Genomic DNA, 16,088 nt, shown 5'->3' on the forward strand with positions numbered 1-16,088 from the left:
CTGGCCCTCCTCGGGCTGTGCAGCAGGGAAAAGCAGGGCTGCTTTTCCCATTTTCAGAATCAGTACCAGTTCGGATCTTTCTTGAGTTGTTCCATTAACAGTTCTTGCATACCCTCATTGGGATTACCGAGGAAACGGTAGTCGGCATGGCGGGTCGGCGACTTGTCGGCCGGCAGCCCCGCAGGGACTTCCACCAACATGGCATAGGCCTCGTCCTTGTCGAAACTGAAGGCGACGATCAAGCGTTTGCTGAGGCAGGTCGCCTGGGTTTCACACAGCGGTCCCACCAAATACTTGTCGCCATCTTCCTCGACAGCATTCATCTGGTCCGAATCGCCCGAGAGGTTCATCACCCATTCGGGCAGGCGTTCTTCTTTTTTCACGACGTGCTGCCAGGTCTGGCGGTATTGCGGGTCCGCCTCCAGCAACTGGTTGACGCGCATCTGTCCGTCATTGGCAGCCATTGCCATGGCACTGCCGCCCAACAAGAGGGCGGCGGCCAGTCCTTTGAATGACACGCTCATGGTCAGCCTCGACCGCGACGGCCAAAGAAGAAGGAAGCGATGAACATCACCAGGAACACAACAAAGAGAATCTTGGCGATGCCCGTGGCGGTGCCTGCGATACCACCGAAGCCCAGTACGGCGGCGATGATGGCAATGATCAGGAAAGTAATTGCCCAGCTCAACATGGTGATTCTCCTTACGCTTTTCTATTTAGTGAGGGTCTTGCGGTGATGGTTCCGGCGCAATGGACGACCGGTACATCGGGTTAAAACACCCAGCGCTCTTCACGCGGCATGGCGTTCAATGGCTGAGCCTGGTCGACATCCATCATGCGCATTGAAGCCGAGGCTTCCTTAAGGCTGCTGACGGCGCTGAAATGGGTTTGCGGTGCACGCTGAATCGACACCTGCGGCGCTTCGGGCTGTTGGCTTTCATGCCAGAGCAACCATTGCTGGCCCACCACGAGCGTGACCAACAGTGCGAGGGCAGCCCATAAGCCCTGCTGGATGTTCAAGGAAGAGAGTCGAAACTGCGCGGCACATTGACGATTCATCCTGAAATTCCTCCCCACCCGGGTGTGGTGATCTGGTTGAGGCACTCTTGCGCCACGTTGACCAAAGCATTGCAGCCGGCGTGCCAGGATTTTTTAAGAGTTAAACTCTTTTAAAATCAAATAGTTATTGATTAGCCGCGACACCTGGGGGACGCATCCTGCACGATGGTCCGCGCGCACGTCGTGCGTATTGCACGAACGGAAGGGAAAAGGCGTAAGGTTGTTTTGGAATTTCCTGTCAGACACAGCCGTCGGAATGAGCGATGCGAACCGTCCGATCCGGACGAATCATAAAAAAAGGAACTCAAATCAGTCTTTTAGGAGTCAGACGTCCACAGGGTCCTTCTCGATGAGTAAGATTCCCTCAGAATCGACCATGCAACTTGCCCGATTTTTCTGACACTAACCAACATCATTCATTAAGGAGCGTAGGAAAAATGGAATCCGCCACTGAGCACCAAGGCCGCATTCTGCTGGTAGACGACGAGTCCGCCATCCTGCGTACGTTCCGATACTGCCTGGAAGACGAAGGCTATAGCGTCGCCACTGCCAACAGCGCCGCCCAGGCCGACACACTGCTGCAACGCCAGGTATTCGACCTGTGTTTCCTCGACCTGCGCCTGGGGGAGGACAACGGCCTGGACGTCCTGGCACAAATGCGTATCCAGGCACCCTGGATGCGCGTGGTCATCGTCACCGCCCATTCGGCAGTCGATACCGCAGTCGATGCGATCCAGGCCGGGGCAGCCGACTATCTGGTCAAGCCTTGCAGCCCCGATCAATTGCGCCTGGCGACTGCCAAGCAATTGGAAGTACGCCAGCTGTCGGCCAGGCTCGAGGCCCTTGAAGGGGAAGTGCGCAAACCCAAGGACGGCCTCGACTCCCATAGTCCGGCGATGAAAGTCGTCCTGGAAACCGCGCGCCAGGTCGCCAGTACCGATGCCAACATCCTGATCCTCGGCGAGTCCGGCACCGGTAAGGGCGAGTTGGCCCGAGCGATCCATGGCTGGAGCAAGCGCGCGAAAAAGTCCTGCGTCACCATCAATTGCCCGTCACTGACCGCTGAACTGATGGAAAGCGAATTGTTCGGCCATAGCCGTGGCGCTTTCACCGGCGCCAGCGAGAGCACGTTGGGACGGGTCAACCAGGCCGACGGCGGCACGCTGTTTCTCGACGAGATCGGCGATTTTCCCTTGACGTTGCAACCCAAGTTGTTGCGTTTCATCCAGGACAAGGAATATGAGCGGGTAGGGGACCCAGTCACCCGCCGCGCCGACGTGCGGATTCTGGCAGCGACCAACCTCAACCTCGAAGATATGGTGCGCGACGGGCGTTTTCGCGAAGACCTGCTGTATCGCCTGAACGTCATCACCCTGCACCTGCCGCCGCTGCGAGAGCGCGCCGAAGACATCCTGACCCTGGCCGACCGTTTCCTGGCCCGCTTCGTCAAGGAATACGCGCGCCCGGCCCGGGGCTTCAGCGACGAAGCGCGCGAAGCGCTGCTGGGCTATCGCTGGCCGGGCAATATCCGGGAACTGCGCAATGTGGTCGAGCGCGCCAGCATCATCTGCCCTCAGGAAAAAGTCGAAATCAGTCACTTGGGCATGGCCGAGCAACCGGTCAACAATGCGCCGCGCATCGGCGCCGCACTGAGCCTCGACGAATTGGAAAAAGCCCACATCGGGGCGGTGCTGGCCACGGCCGACACCCTCGACCAGGCGGCCAAGACCCTGGGTATCGATGCCTCCACGCTGTACCGCAAACGCAAGCAGTACAACCTGTGAGCGACACCTTATGAAACTGGCGATGAAGCTGCGCACACGACTGTTTCTCAGCATCTCGGCCCTGATCACCGTGGCCTTGCTGGGATTGGTGCTTGGCCTGGTCAGCGTGATGCAGATGGCCAATACCCAGGAACAATCGGTACGCGACAACTTCATCCTGCTGGACCTGGGCCTCAAGCTGCGCCAGACCCTCGGCGATCAGTTGATGATCATGCTCGACGACAAACCCAACCTGGCGGCGCTGGAGGCCTCCAAGCAGCAATACCTGGCGCTGATCGACGAGGGCATCGCCCACGAACAAGGGCTGGACGATACGGCAACCAGCTTCAGCAAGGCCAAGGCCGACTACATTGAGTTTCTTGAAGCCTTCACCGCGTCGCGCCAGCAGCCGAGCCCGCTCACGAGCATCAAGGACCTCACCGAAAAATTCAACGTGCTGCGCAACGGGCTGATCGAGGGCTATCGCCAGGCCCTCACCAACATCAGTGAAACCCAGGACCGCGCTCGTGAACGCGCGATGTGGATTTCCGGACTGCTGGGGTTGGTGGGGTTTGCGGTGCTGATCATCGGGTTTATCACGGCCCATGGCATTGCCCGGCGTTTCGGCGCGCCGATCGAGGCACTGGCCGCAGCGGCGGACGACATCGGCCAGGGCAATTTCGAGGTCACGCTACCCGTTTCCTCGGCCGCGGAGTTGAATCTGCTGACCCGGCGCTTCGGGGTCATGGCCGAGGCCTTGCGTGCGCATCAGGCCACCAACGTCGACGAACTGCTCGCCGGCCAGCAACGTTTGCAAGCGGTGCTCGACAGCATCGACGACGGCTTGTTGATGATCGACCGCCAAGGTCAGCTGGAGCACCTCAACCCGGTGGCCCAGCGTCAATTGGGCTGGGATGAGGAACGCCTCGGGCAAGGACTGGGCGAGGCGCTGGGACGCCTCGAACTGGATGAAGAATTGCACCTGGTCCTGCGCGGTGGAACCCTGGAGCGCGCGCCGGACGACCTGAGCATCGAAGTGGATGGCGAGTCGCGCGTGCTCACCTACAGCCTCACCCCGGTCAGCCATACCCAGGGCCACATCCTCGGCGCGGTCATGGTGCTGCATGACGTGACCGAACAACGCGCCTTCGAACGGGTGCGCAGCGAGTTCGTCCTGCGTGCCTCCCATGAGCTGCGCACGCCCGTGACCGGCATGCACATGGCCTTCGGCCTGTTACAAGAGCGCCTGCATTTTCCAGAGGAGTCGCGCGAGGCCGACCTGCTCAACACCGTCACGGAAGAAATGCAGCGGCTGATGCAGCTCATCAATGACCTGCTGAACTTCTCTCGCTACCAGAACGGCCTGCAGAAGCTGACCCTGGCGCCGTGTTCCGTCGACGATCTATTGGAAGCGGCCCGGCTGCGGTTTGCCGAGCAGGCCCAAACCAAGGATATCGAACTGCTCGTGGCGATCCAGGGCCCGCTCCCGCGCCTGCATGCCGACGCGGCGCAACTGGATCGCGTGCTCGATAACCTGATCGATAACGCCTTGCGCCACACCGCCGAAGACGGCCAGATCCGCTTGCAGGCCCGGCGTCATGGCGAGCGGGTGATCATCAGTGTCGAAGACAACGGTGAAGGCATTGCCTACGGCCAGCAGGGACGGATCTTCGAACCTTTCGTCCAGGTCGGACGCAAGAAGGGTGGCGCGGGCCTCGGCCTGGCGCTATGCAAGGAAATCGTCCAACTCCACGGCGGGCGCATGGGCGTTTATTCAAGGCCGGGGCAGGGCACACAGTTCTACATGGCGCTGGCGATCTGAGCTCATGGCCAGAGGCTCAGGCTTCGTCATCAAGGCGGCGTCCACGCAGGCGTCGGCCACGGGTAATCAGTTCGATGAGCTGCACCGCGCTGAGGGCATGGGCGAACAGCCAGCCCTGGCCGAACTTCACCCCTTCGCTGCTCAAGTAGGAAGCCTGGGCTTCATGCTCGATGCCTTCGGCAATCACCTTGAGTTGCAGCGCATGGGCCATGCGAATGATGTGCGGGGCCACGCCGCTGCTGGCGGCATCGTGGCCCAAGGCGTCGATGAAGGCCTTGTCGATTTTCAGGCAGTCCACCGGCAAGGTTTGCAGGTAGGCCAGGCTGCAATAACCGGTGCCGAAATCATCGATCAACACCTGGTGCCCGACGTCGCGCAGCGATTGCAGGTTATCCCGGGCGACCAACACATCGACCAACCCACGCTCGGTCACTTCGAAGGCAATCTGGTGCGCCGACACGCGATGCAGCGCCAGCAGGCGGGCGATCACTTCGCCAATACGCGGCACCATCACATCGCAGGCCGCCAGATTCACCGAGATATACAACTGCGGATTGGCCCGCAACAGCTGGCCCAATTGATCGAACAGCCGCTGCAGCACGAAATCCGTAATCTGGCGGATCTGCCCGGTGTTCTCGGCCATCGGGATAAACAGGTCCGGGCTGGTCAGGGTGCCGTCCGGTCGTCGCCAGCGCAGCAAGGCCTCGGCCCCGACGCAGTTGCGGCTGCTCAGGTCGAAAATCGGCTGGTAAAGCACCTGCAATTCACCACGCCGGATGGCCCCGTGCAGTTCGGCATCCATGGACTGGCGCTGGCGCGCCAGCAGAAACACCTGGAAACCAATCCCCAGGCCCAGCAGCAGGCTGATAGGCAGCATCCACCAGGCATTGGCCGGAACCTGAAAACCGTTGCGCGGGGCGATCAACACCAGTTGATAGACCGGGCTGTCGGTCGGCATTCGATAGATCAACCGGTTCTGGGTCACTTGCAAGGCATTGTGGCTTTTCGGTGGCCAGGGCTCGACCGGCGGCCAGTATTGGTCAGTCCCGAGTACAGGAATGGCCCGTTTACCGTTATCCAAGACGACCAGCAGGCTGCTGCCCGGCGGTAAATCGACCACATCGGTCAAGTGCCCGCGGGATGTGGCCACCCGAAAGTTGCCGCGGCCCAGCATCAATGCTGCGCGGTCTTCGTCGGGCTCGGTGGTGGTGTTGAGCCAGTAATTGTAGGTCGGCCCACGGATGTCGGGCGGGCGGGTCACGGACAACCCACTCTGGCGTGGCCGATTGGAGCAGACGCCGCTGCCATCGATATACACCGCCTCGTAGACGAAACGGTAGTTGAAGCTGACCTGTTGCAATGTTGCGATCATGTCATCGTCGCAACCGCGCAACGGTTGGTTTTGCAGGTCGTCGAGGCTTTCGCGCAGTTGCCCGAAAAGCTGCTCCAGACGCTGCAGGAAGCGCTCGCCCTGGGCATTCATCTGGTCGCTTTCGCGTTGCTGGATCTGCTGCACGACCACGAGCAGACTCCCCGCCAGCAGCAGGACGGTGCTCAGGGCAGTCGCTATCATCGCCAGGAAAAGAGGGCGATGGAGCCAGCTGTGTAGGGTTTCGCGGGCAGCCGTCATCATGGGTAATCCGAAAGTTACCAATGAGTTATAGCTTCTGATTTGGATTTAGCCCGATTCGTCAGACGGGCGTCATTATTTTGTCTGGTTGAGCACCTGCAGGATCGCCGCGCTTTGTGCATCCGGCGTGCCGTCGAAGCGGGTCGGTCGGTAGTGCATCTGGAAGGCAGCCAGTACATGGTGGGTGGCCACGTCCCACTCCCCGGTCTGGGGCGTTGGGTAACCCAGGCGGGCCAGCTCGGCCTGGAACCAGCTGGCAGGCGGCAGCTGTGGCGTGAAGACAGCCTGCTGACGGGCGACGGCCTGTTCGTCTGGCCAGGCCCCTAAACCGGCTTGCGCCAGGCGCTTCCAAGGGAACAGCGGGCCCGGATCGAGTTTACGCAGGGGCGCGATGTCGCTGTGACCGATGATGCTGCGCGGGTTGATCCCATTGCGCTGGACGATGTCCTTGAGCAACACGATCAAGGCCTGGACCTGGGCTTCGCTGTAGGGATACCAGAGGCGCCCGGTGGGTGTGTCGACAAAACCCGGATTGACGATCTCGATGCCGATGGAACTGGAATTGAGCCAGGTCCGGCCTTCCCATTCACTTTCCCCGGCGTGCCAGGCGCGTCGGCCTTCATCCACCAGTTTGTAGATGGTCGCGCCTTTATCGTCGCCGATCAGGTAATGGGCACTGACCTCGCCATGGGTCAATAGCGCCAGTGAGCGCTCCAGGGAAGCCGAGGTGTAATGCACCACCACGAATTGGATACGGTTGTCATGGTTGACGGAGGGATGACTGGTGTCGAACCGCGGGCCACTGGTGCAGCCGGCCAGGATAAATAAAGAAACAATGATCGAAAAAAATTTCATGGCGGAAGGCAATACGGGCTAGGAGTAATGCAACAGTGTAACGTATCGCCCCGCGATGATCTGGTGCGCGCGGCGATATTAAACAAATTGGAACAATTAGCCCCTTAGCCCAGTTCCACGCGATTGCGCCCGGCATTTTTTGCCCGATAAAGCGCCTGATCGGCTCTTTTAAGCACCAAATCGCTGTGTTCACCGGGCTTGAAAGCGGTCAGCCCAATGGACACCGTCACCGTCACCGGCTCGCCCTTGAAATGGAACGGACAGGCTTCGATGGCCAGGCGCAGCGCCTCGGCCAGCTTGGCGCCGGCAGCCATGGGCGTATCGGGCACCAGCAGGACAAACTCCTCGCCACCAAAACGCGCAATGAAATCACCACCACGCAGGCGTTTACGCAGGACCGAGGCGATGAGTTTCAACACCCGGTCACCCGCCAGATGGCCGTAGTTGTCATTGATACGCTTGAAATGATCGAGATCGAGCATGGCCAGCAGCAAACTGTTGCCGTGTTGCTGCCACTGGGCGACTTCGTGCTCCAGGCGCTCGGACCAGGCGGCGCGGTTGGGCAGCCCGGTGAGCGGATCGATCAGGGCTTTTTGCCGCTGTTCCTCGAGATTCTCCCGCACGACCTGGGCATCCTGCTCCATCAGCGCGACGCGATCGGCCAGGCTTTTCAGGCGAGTCGAGACCTCTTGCTCGCGTAGATCGCGTTGCTGGCGGTGGTGGTTCATCGTACCGAGCAAGCCTTCAAGGTGATTCTCCAGCACCTGCTTGAGGCTTTCCAGGTCATCGGCTTCCTTCACGCTGCTTTGCAGCCCGTCCACCTGCTCACGAATCTGGGTGTCCATTTCCCTGGAGACCGACAGGTTTTCGGCGTGGTCTTCACTGGCGGCCTGCAGGCTGCTCTGGAATGACTCGAGCCGGTCGTTGAGGCGCTGCAGGTACGCTTCGAACTCATGCTGGCCGGTGTCCGTGATGGCGAGCATCAGTACGGCGAGATCATCGAGGATCGGCAGCAATTCGTACCAGTTCAAGCCATTGCGCAGACGCTCACACATGGCTTCGGCTTGTGGTCGGTGACGCTCGGGCAAGGTCAGGTCGCCCAAGAGGCCCAACAGCGTGTCTTCGATATGCTTGGCGACGGAGCTGTAGGACGGCTCCGGCGAGTCGGGCAGGGCGTACTGGGCGTCGGCCACATCGACGCCTTCCACAGGCTCGTCGAGCTCCGCAGGCGGCAGCGAGGGAGCGGGCAGGGCCTGGGTAGGCTCCTCGGGCATCAGCTCGTCAGGGTTCTCAAGTGCGGGCGTCGCCACCAGGCGTTCTTCGGCCACCGGCGTCGGCAGCGGCGCGGGCTGGGTCGCTTGGTCGTCCGGCTTAATAGCGGGCAGAATCACTTCGGCTGCGGGTGTTGGAGCAGGTGTTGAAGCGATCTCGAGCTGCGGCGCAGTCAGGGCAACCGGTTCGGGCGTCGTCTCCAACGCTGGCGCTTGCTCCGCCACCGATGGCTGCGGTGCTGGTGCTGGTGCTGGTGCTGGTGCTGGTGCTGGTGCTGGTGCTGGTGCTGGTGCTGCGGATTCTGCGGTTATTGCCGGCGCCACTGCCACGGGCAAGGCAGTTTCCGACGCAGGCGCCACGCTGCCCTGGCCTGGTTCGTGGGGCCGGGGCGTCGCGTCCTCATGGCCTTGGCCCCCAAACAACCGTTGCAGCAGGCCGGGGCGACTCGGTTCGACAGGGGCATCCAGGGCATTGAGTGCCTTGCCTTGCAGGCCGCTCAACTCGCTGAGCAGCAGCGGAATCTCCCGGGCCTGGTCGGCCCGATCCTCCAATTGCTTGGCAAACTTCTTCAGCGACCGGCTGACTTCCTTGGGCAGCGGCAGGCGCTGCAACTGGGCAACCAGGGCCGTCAACGCGGCGCTCGTCTGTTCGACCCGGGTTTCGCGGCGCTGCTCGGAATCGAGTACGGCTTTCTCCAGGCGCGGCAGCAGGGCAGCGAGGCCGGCATCCATGTCATCGGTGCGCACCACCTCGCGCATCTCTTTCATGCATTGATCGACAGCCCGGTCAGTGCCCTCGGCGGCCAGGGTGCTGCGTACCAGGCCACGACGCAGCAAGTCGAGCCGAGCCTCCCAACGGCGCTCGAGCTTTTCCTGCTGTTCGATACTCTTGAGGTACTTCTCTCTCCAGCGTTCAGCGTCGTCGCTCATTCATCGGATCCGCGAGGGGCAGGACTCAGCGCGGGGAATGCATCGGCCGTGAGCGAACCTGGCAAACGAATTTCTACCGCGACCGGCAGGTGATCGGAAATGGGTTGGGCCAGCACCTCGACGCGTTCGAGGGTCAGGGTTGGGCTCAACAGGATATGGTCCAGGCAGCGCTGGGGGCGCCAGCTGGGGAATGTCGCTTCCAGTTGTGGCGCAAGCAGACCGAGGTCGCGCAAGGGCGAAGTCTGCAGCAAATCGGTGGCATGGGTGTTCATGTCGCCCATCAGCACCTGGTGCTTGTAGCCGCCGATCAGCTCGCGGATGTACGCCAGTTGCATCGTCCGGGTACGCGCCCCGAGCGCCAGGTGCATCATGACCACGACCAGCGCCTCGGGACCTTCGCCGAAACGCGCGAGGATCGCCCCGCGGCCCTTGGGCCCCGGCAGCGGATGGTCTTCGATCGCCCACGGGCGCAAGCGACTCAACACACCATTGCTGTGCTGGCCGAAACGTCCGAGGTTGCGATTGAGTTGCTGGTACCAGTAGGGAAAGGCGCCCAATTGGGCCAGGTGTTCCACCTGGTTGACGTAGCCTGAGCGCAAGCTGCCGCCGTCGGCCTCTTGCAGGGCCACCAGGTCGAAGTCCTTGAGCAGGTCGCCGATTTTCTGCAGGTTACCGGCACGCCCGGTGTGCGGCAGCAAATGTTGCCAGCCGCGAGTCAGGTAATGCCGGTAGCGCTCGGTGCTGATGCCCACCTGGATATTGAAGCTGAGCAGCCGCAAGCGGCTGTCGCCAGGCAGGCCCGTGGACGTGACATGGTGCTCGTTGACCCGTGGTTCATGCAGGCCAACGATGCGTTCGGTGCTCCAGCGGGCCATGGGCGTGGGCCGCGCTTAGTTGGCGGCAGCCTTGGTGGCCGCTCGCTCTTTGGCGATCAGTTGGTCGGCCAGTTGCAGCGCTTCATTTGCGCCACCGGCGGAGCCGATGTCAAAACGGTATTTGCCGTTGACGATCATGGTCGGTACGCCGGTGATCTCGTATTTCTTCGCCAGCTCGCGGGCCTTCTTGATCTGGCCCTGGATGGCAAAGGAGTCGAACGTGGCGAGGAACTTGTCCTTGTCGACGCCTTGGGTGGCGAGGAATTCCGCCATCTCTTCTTTCTTGACCAGCTTCTTGCCTTCTTTCTGGATCGCGTTGAATACCGCCGCGTGAACCTTGTGCTCGACGCCCATGGCTTCGAGGGTCAGGAACATCTGGCCGTGGGCGTCCCATGGGCCGCCGAACATGGCAGGAATGCGCACGAAGTTAACGTCCGAAGGCAGTTTCTCGACCCATGGGTTGATGACCGGTTCAAAAGCGTAGCAATGCGGGCAGCCGTACCAGAACAGCTCCACGACTTCGATCTTGCCAGGCACCGCCACCGGAACGGGGTTAGTCAATTCGACATAAGGTGCGGCGGGCTTTTCAGCGGCTTGGGCAGTTACGCCGAACAGGCTGGCGGCGACGAGCGCGGCGCTGATGATCAGATTACGCATGCTTTACTCCTGGACAATGAGGGGGCCTCGCAAGGCCTGTTTCTAAGACAGACCGTGGCGGGTTCAAGTTCTCTAGTGTAACGGCAGCGGCCACAAAAAAGGGCGGCCAAGGCCACCCTTTTGATGCTCGCATCGACAGATTAATCGAGCGTTAACGTTGCAAGGGATGTACGCCCCTCGCAACGCCAGCCAAAGGCCTCAGTGCAGGCCCTGGATGTAGCTGGATACCGCGGCGATATCTTCGTCGCTCAGCTTTTTCGCAATGCTCTGCATCGGCTTGGTATCGCCATCGTTGGTCCGGCCACCGTCTTCTTTGCGGAAGTCGGTCAGCTGCTTGCCGACGTACTGGGCATGCTGGCCGCCCAAGTGCGGGAAGCCGGCTGCAGCGTTGCCTTTGCCGTCAGGCGAGTGGCAGCCGGTGCAGGCTGGAAGCCCTTTGTCCAGGTTGCCACCGCGAAAGAGCGCTTCACCACGGGCCACGAGCTTCGGATCGGCGGCGCCGACACTGCCTTTCTGGCTGGCGAAATACGCCGCGATGTCCGCCAGGTCCTGATCACTCAGGTTGGTCAGCAGGCCGGTCATCTCCAGCACCGTACGCTTGCCGGACTTGATGTCGTGCAGTTGCTTGTTCAGGTAACGTTCGCCCTGGCCCGCCAGTTTCGGAAAGTTGGGCGCCATGCTATTGCCATCCGGGCCGTGGCAGGCTCCGCATACGGCCGCCTTCGCCTGACCGGCAGCGGCATCGCCAGCGGCGTGGGCTACGCCGGATATCCCCAAGGTCAACAGCAGACTCACGATCAGTTTGTTCATCAGCTAATCCAACTACGGCTAAGGGTTAAAGAGTTATGGACCGGGTTCACTCGCTCATCCACTGGATGATGGCTCGGTAATCCTCGGCACTGCAGTCCATGCACAAACCACGCGGCGGCATCGCCTTGAAACCCTGGGTCACGTGTTGCACCAGCGTCTCCATACCTTTCGCCAACCTCGGCGTCCAAGCTTCCTGATCGCCCTTGCGGGGCGCCGTGGGGAGTTGGCCGGAATGACAGGCACCACAAACACGGTTGTACACAGCTTCCGGATCCTGTGTAGCCTGAGCGCTGTAAAGCGGCATCAAGACACCGGCAGCTAGCAGCCATTTCGTCATAAAACGACCTTTTCAGGGTTGGGAACGAGCTGCGTTCTAATGCGCAATTTCGGTCGGTCGCTCCCGTGAACTTCATCCTACGCTGGGACAAAGCGCACACAAAATCTGCGGCATTATATACTGGCGTCACTGAAACGGAAACGACACAGCTTGCCGCGTCCATTCCCGACGCCGCCCACATCGGAAATCCCATGCAACTGAAGAACCCCATCCTCGGCCTGTGCCAACAGTCCACCTTCATGCTCAGCGCCGCCAAAGTCGATCAATGCCCAGACGACGAAGGCTTCGAAGTAGCGTTTGCCGGGCGTTCCAATGCCGGCAAATCCAGCGCGCTGAACACCTTGACCCATGCAAGCCTGGCACGCACCTCGAAAACCCCGGGGCGCACGCAGCTCTTGAACTTCTTCAAGCTAGACGATGAACGGCGTTTGGTCGACCTGCCCGGCTACGGCTACGCCAAGGTACCGATCCCGCTCAAGCAGCACTGGCAGCGTCACCTGGAAGCCTACCTGGGCAGCCGCGAGAGCTTGAAAGGCCTGATCCTGATGATGGACATTCGCCATCCGATGACCGACTTCGACCTGTTGATGCTCGATTGGGCGGTCGCCAGTGGCATGCCGATGCACATCCTGTTGACCAAGGCCGACAAGCTCACCTACGGCGCAGCCAAAAATACCTTGCTTAAAGTGCAGTCGGAAATTCGCAAAGGCTGGGGCGACGCGATCACCATCCAGCTGTTCTCGGCGCCCAAGCGCATGGGGCTGGAAGAAGCCTACACGGTGCTGGCCGACTGGATGGAACTGGCGGACAAGGGCAGCGAAGAGGCCGAATAAGCCAAATCGCAGGCAAAAAAAACCCCGGACTTCTTATGGGGAGGGGGAAGTTCGGGGTCCAAGTTCCGGACCGCTAGGGCGGGGTCCAGATATCTGCCAACACTTAACACAACATAGGAGCATTGAAGGGCTTCACCAGCCATTCAGAATCTCTGAGTGGCGATTCACGGGTTTAGTTCAGATTATTTTTGGAAATAACCGTAGGAATTTTCAGAGCTAATAAAGCCGCGCCCAGGTTTCGGTGCCTCAATGTGGAAGGCGCTTATTCACGCCAAGACTCGAAGCAGCCCTGTAGGAGCTGTCGAGTGCAACGAGGCTGCGATCTTTCCCCTGACGCTTGAGTCTCAGGTGAAGACCAAGATCAAGATCAAAAGATCGCAGCCTTCGGCAGCTCCTACAGGGCGCAGCCGAGCGGGAGCAAGCTCCCTCGCCACAAAAGCTTAGAGGCCTCAAGACGAAAGGATCAGTGCGCCTCGTCCCAGTTGTTACCCACGCCCACTTCCACCAGCAGCGGCACGTCCAGCGTGGCGGCGGCGCTCATGTGCTGGCGGATTTCCTCGCGCACCTGGTCGACCAGGTCTTCACGCACTTCCAGCACCAGTTCGTCGTGCACCTGCAGGATGACCTTCGCATCCAGCCCGGACTCCGCCAGCCAGCGGTCCACAGCCACCATGGCTTTCTTGATGATGTCGGCCGCCGTGCCCTGCATCGGCGCGTTGATGGCGGTGCGCTCGGCGCCTTTGCGCAGGGCCGGGTTTTTCGCGTTGATGTCCGGCAGGTACAGCCGGCGACCGAAAATGGTTTCGACAAAACCTTGCTCGGCCGCCTGGGCGCGGGTGCGCTCCATGTACGCCAGCACACCCGGGTAGCGGGCGAAGTAGCGGTCGATGTAAGCCTGGGACTGCTTGCGATCGACGCCGATCTGCTTGGCCAGGCCGAACGCACTCATGCCGTAGATCAAACCGAAGTTGATCGCCTTGGCGCTGCGGCGCTGGTCCTGGGTGACGGCTTCCAGCTCAACGCCGAACACCTCCGCAGCAGTGGCACGGTGCACATCCAGGTTATGGCGAAACGCATAGAGCAAGCCTTCGTCCTTGGCCAGGTGCGCCATGATCCGCAGTTCGATCTGCGAGTAGTCCGCCGCCAGCAGCTTGTAGCCTTTCGGCGCGATGAAAGCCTGGCGGATACGTCGACCTTCGGCCGTACGGATCGGAATATTCTGCAGGTTCGGGTCGATAGACGACAGGCGCCCGGTCGCGGCGACGGCCTGTTGATAATTGGTATGGACGCGGCCGGTGCGGCTGTTGATCTGTTCCGGCAGGCGATCGGTGTAGGTGCTCTTGAGCTTGCTCAGCGAGCGGTACTGCATCAGCACCTTGGGCAGTGGGTAATCCTGCTCCGCCAGCTCGGCGAGCACCGCTTCGGCGGTGGATGCCTGGCCCTTCGCGGTTTTGCTGAGCACCGGCAAACCGAGTTTTTCGTACAGGATCACGCCCAATTGCTTCGGCGAGCCCAGGTTGAATTCCTCGCCGGCGATGGCAAACGCCTCACGCTCCAGCGCCACCAGTTTCTCGCCCAACTCGACACTCTGCACACCCAGCAGGTTGGCATCGACCAAGGCACCCTGGCGCTCGATGCGTGCCAGGACCGGCATCAATGGCATTTCGATGTCGTTGAGCACTGTGCCCAGGCTTGGCGTGGCGGCCAGCTTTTCCTGCAACGCCTGGTGCAGGCGGAAGGTCACGTCGGCGTCTTCGGCGGCGTAAGGGCCGGCCAGTTCCAGGGAAATCTGGTCAAAAGTCAGCTGCTTGACCCCTTTACCCGCGATGTCCTGGAAATCGGTCTTGCTTTGGCCCAGGTACTTGAGCGCCAGGCTGTCCATGTCGTGGCGGGTCGCAGTGGAGTCCAGCACGTAGGATTCGAGCATGGTGTCGAAGGCGATGCCCTGGACCAGGATGCCGTTGTTCTGATCGCCACCGATGGCGCAGTTGGCCAGGATGTTGGTTTCGAACTTGGCGTGCTGGCCGACCTTGAGCTTGTTCGGGTTTTCCAGCAGCGGCTTGAGCGCCTTGAGCACCGTGTCGCGATCCAGTTGCTCCGGTACGCCCATGTAGGAATGGGTCAGCGGGATGTAGGCTGCCTCGAAAGGGGCCACGGCGAACGACAAGCCAACCAGTTGCGAATGCTGGGCATCGCCGCCGTTGGTTTCGGTGACGAAGGCAAACAGCGGCGCTTTGTCCAGTTTGGCCAGCCACGCGTCGAAGCGCGCCTGATCGAGGATGACTTCGTAGTTGGCCTCGGCAGCGCCGGGCTGTTGTTCTGCAACTTCGACGATCTCCTGGCCGGCACGCTTGGCGTCCCGCTGGTTTTCTTCGAACCAGCTCTTGAACTCCAGCAGCGTGTACAGCTCGGCAAGTTTCTCGTGATCCGGTTGGCCCATTTGCAGGTCGTCGAGGCCGATATCCAACGGCACGTCGGTCTTGATGGTCGCCAGCTCGTAGGAAAGCAGCGCCATTTCCTTGTGCTCTTCGAGCTTGGCGGCCAGGGTCTTGGCTCCACGGATCGGCAAGGTGGCGACGATGTCCAGTTGCGCATACAGCTCGGTCAGACCGCCATTGACGCCCACCAGCAGGCCGGAAGCGGTCTTCGGTCCGATACCCGGGACGCCCGGAATGTTGTCGGAAGAGTCGCCCATCAACGCCAGGTAATCGATGATCTGCTCGGGAGCGACGCCAAACTTCTCCTTCACGCCAGCCACGTCCAGGGCGCTACCGGTCATGGTATTGACCAAGGTAATGTGCCCGTCGACCAGTTGCGCCATGTCCTTGTCGCCGGTGGAGATCACAACCGGACGGTCGGCCGCCGCGCTGCTGCGGGCCAGGGTGCCGATCACGTCATCGGCTTCGACGTTGTCCACGCACAGCAGCGGGAAGCCCAGGGCCTTGACGCTGGCATGCAGCGGCTCGATCTGCACGCGCATGTCGTCGGGCATGCTCGGGCGGTTGGCCTTGTATTCGGCGTACAGCGCATCGCGAAACGTCCCACCCTTGGCGTCGAAGACCACGGCGAACGGACTGTCCGGATATTGCTTGCGCAAACTCTTGAGCATGTTCAGCACGCCCTTGACCGCACCGGTCGGCAGGCCTTTGGACGTGGTCAGCGGCGGCAGCGCGTGAAAGGCGCGGTACAGGTAAGAAGAACCGTCCACCAGGACGAGGGGAGCTTGGCTCATGAGCAGGATCAACC

At 61.1% G+C, this 16,088-nt stretch carries 14 protein-coding genes; 3 read left to right on the forward strand and 11 right to left on the reverse strand.

The genetic code is table 11. From position 1 onward, the window contains the following. Nucleotides 1–59 precede the first annotated feature (59 nt). From LQ215_RS00085 to LQ215_RS00095, 3 genes are all read right to left on the reverse strand, one after another. Nucleotides 60–524, reverse strand: coding sequence for an inhibitor of vertebrate lysozyme family protein (locus LQ215_RS00085; protein ID WP_230146866.1), 465 nt, complete (start codon nt 522–524; stop codon nt 60–62). Between the two features lie 2 nt (nt 525–526). Further along, complete coding sequence (locus LQ215_RS00090) at nt 527–691, reverse strand: DUF1328 domain-containing protein (RefSeq protein WP_003177151.1); 165 nt, start codon at nt 689–691, stop codon at nt 527–529. Nucleotides 692–771: 80 nt separating this feature from the next. Further along, complete coding sequence (locus tag LQ215_RS00095; protein WP_230146867.1) at nt 772–1,059, reverse strand: hypothetical protein; 288 nt, start codon at nt 1,057–1,059, stop codon at nt 772–774. A gap of 437 nt (nt 1,060–1,496) precedes the next feature. Between LQ215_RS00095 and algB the strand changes: the two genes are divergently transcribed. Both algB and LQ215_RS00105 read left to right on the forward strand, forming a co-directional pair. Next, complete coding sequence (gene algB / locus LQ215_RS00100; protein ID WP_230146868.1) at nt 1,497–2,843, forward strand: sigma-54-dependent response regulator transcription factor AlgB; 1,347 nt, start codon at nt 1,497–1,499, stop codon at nt 2,841–2,843. A 10-nt stretch (nt 2,844–2,853) separates the two neighbouring features. Further along, nucleotides 2,854–4,644: an ATP-binding protein gene (locus LQ215_RS00105; protein WP_230146869.1), complete on the forward strand. Its 1,791-nt coding sequence runs from the start codon at nt 2,854–2,856 to the stop codon at nt 4,642–4,644. A gap of 16 nt (nt 4,645–4,660) precedes the next feature. Here LQ215_RS00105 and LQ215_RS00110 read toward each other — a convergent pair whose 3' ends face one another. The 7 genes from LQ215_RS00110 to LQ215_RS00140 form a co-directional block, all read right to left on the reverse strand. Then, a complete protein-coding gene (locus tag LQ215_RS00110) occupies nt 4,661–6,274 on the reverse strand; it encodes an EAL domain-containing protein (protein ID WP_230147011.1) in 1,614 nt (537 codons plus the stop codon). A 75-nt stretch (nt 6,275–6,349) separates the two neighbouring features. Beyond that, on the reverse strand, nt 6,350–7,129 hold the full coding sequence (locus LQ215_RS00115) for an N-acetylmuramoyl-L-alanine amidase (protein ID WP_230146870.1): 780 nt from the start codon (nt 7,127–7,129) through the stop codon (nt 6,350–6,352). Between the two features lie 104 nt (nt 7,130–7,233). Then, nucleotides 7,234–9,330, reverse strand: coding sequence for a diguanylate cyclase (locus tag LQ215_RS00120; RefSeq protein WP_230146871.1), 2,097 nt, complete (start codon nt 9,328–9,330; stop codon nt 7,234–7,236). After that, complete coding sequence (locus LQ215_RS00125) at nt 9,327–10,205, reverse strand: endonuclease/exonuclease/phosphatase family protein (RefSeq protein ID WP_230146872.1); 879 nt, start codon at nt 10,203–10,205, stop codon at nt 9,327–9,329. The genes LQ215_RS00120 and LQ215_RS00125 overlap by 4 nt, the downstream gene beginning before the upstream one ends. 15 nt (nt 10,206–10,220) lie before the next feature. After that, nucleotides 10,221–10,862: a thiol:disulfide interchange protein DsbA/DsbL gene (locus LQ215_RS00130; protein WP_230146873.1), complete on the reverse strand. Its 642-nt coding sequence runs from the start codon at nt 10,860–10,862 to the stop codon at nt 10,221–10,223. Nucleotides 10,863–11,060: 198 nt separating this feature from the next. Beyond that, complete coding sequence (locus LQ215_RS00135; RefSeq protein ID WP_230146874.1) at nt 11,061–11,672, reverse strand: c-type cytochrome; 612 nt, start codon at nt 11,670–11,672, stop codon at nt 11,061–11,063. A 46-nt stretch (nt 11,673–11,718) separates the two neighbouring features. Next, complete coding sequence (locus tag LQ215_RS00140; RefSeq protein ID WP_003177141.1) at nt 11,719–12,009, reverse strand: c-type cytochrome; 291 nt, start codon at nt 12,007–12,009, stop codon at nt 11,719–11,721. A gap of 191 nt (nt 12,010–12,200) precedes the next feature. Here LQ215_RS00140 and yihA point away from each other — a divergent pair, with 191 nt between their 5' ends. Continuing rightward, complete coding sequence (yihA, locus tag LQ215_RS00145; RefSeq protein ID WP_003196227.1) at nt 12,201–12,842, forward strand: ribosome biogenesis GTP-binding protein YihA/YsxC; 642 nt, start codon at nt 12,201–12,203, stop codon at nt 12,840–12,842. A gap of 463 nt (nt 12,843–13,305) precedes the next feature. Here yihA and polA read toward each other — a convergent pair whose 3' ends face one another. Continuing rightward, nucleotides 13,306–16,074 carry a DNA polymerase I gene (gene polA / locus LQ215_RS00150; RefSeq protein ID WP_230146875.1) on the reverse strand — a complete coding sequence of 923 codons (2,769 nt, stop codon included), beginning with the start codon at nt 16,072–16,074 and terminating at the stop codon, nt 13,306–13,308. Between the last annotated feature and the right edge of the window lie 14 nt (nt 16,075–16,088).

The organism is Pseudomonas brassicacearum (assembly GCF_918698105.1).
Taxonomy (GTDB): domain Bacteria; phylum Pseudomonadota; class Gammaproteobacteria; order Pseudomonadales; family Pseudomonadaceae; genus Aquipseudomonas; species Aquipseudomonas brassicacearum_F.

Coding starts and splice junctions, on each gene's coding strand:
- algB (WP_230146868.1), top strand. CDS start 1,497: ATGGAATCCGCCACTGAGCACCAAGGCCGCATTCTGCTGGTAGACGAC.
- LQ215_RS00125 (WP_230146872.1), bottom strand. CDS start 10,205: ATGGCCCGCTGGAGCACCGAACGCATCGTTGGCCTGCATGAACCACGG.
- LQ215_RS00110 (WP_230147011.1), bottom strand. CDS start 6,274: ATGACGGCTGCCCGCGAAACCCTACACAGCTGGCTCCATCGCCCTCTT.
- LQ215_RS00090 (WP_003177151.1), bottom strand. CDS start 691: ATGTTGAGCTGGGCAATTACTTTCCTGATCATTGCCATCATCGCCGCC.
- LQ215_RS00085 (WP_230146866.1), bottom strand. CDS start 524: ATGAGCGTGTCATTCAAAGGACTGGCCGCCGCCCTCTTGTTGGGCGGC.
- LQ215_RS00095 (WP_230146867.1), bottom strand. CDS start 1,059: ATGAATCGTCAATGTGCCGCGCAGTTTCGACTCTCTTCCTTGAACATC.
- LQ215_RS00135 (WP_230146874.1), bottom strand. CDS start 11,672: ATGAACAAACTGATCGTGAGTCTGCTGTTGACCTTGGGGATATCCGGC.
- LQ215_RS00140 (WP_003177141.1), bottom strand. CDS start 12,009: ATGACGAAATGGCTGCTAGCTGCCGGTGTCTTGATGCCGCTTTACAGC.
- LQ215_RS00115 (WP_230146870.1), bottom strand. CDS start 7,129: ATGAAATTTTTTTCGATCATTGTTTCTTTATTTATCCTGGCCGGCTGC.
- LQ215_RS00105 (WP_230146869.1), top strand. CDS start 2,854: ATGAAACTGGCGATGAAGCTGCGCACACGACTGTTTCTCAGCATCTCG.
- polA (WP_230146875.1), bottom strand. CDS start 16,074: ATGAGCCAAGCTCCCCTCGTCCTGGTGGACGGTTCTTCTTACCTGTAC.
- LQ215_RS00120 (WP_230146871.1), bottom strand. CDS start 9,330: ATGAGCGACGACGCTGAACGCTGGAGAGAGAAGTACCTCAAGAGTATC.
- LQ215_RS00130 (WP_230146873.1), bottom strand. CDS start 10,862: ATGCGTAATCTGATCATCAGCGCCGCGCTCGTCGCCGCCAGCCTGTTC.
- yihA (WP_003196227.1), top strand. CDS start 12,201: ATGCAACTGAAGAACCCCATCCTCGGCCTGTGCCAACAGTCCACCTTC.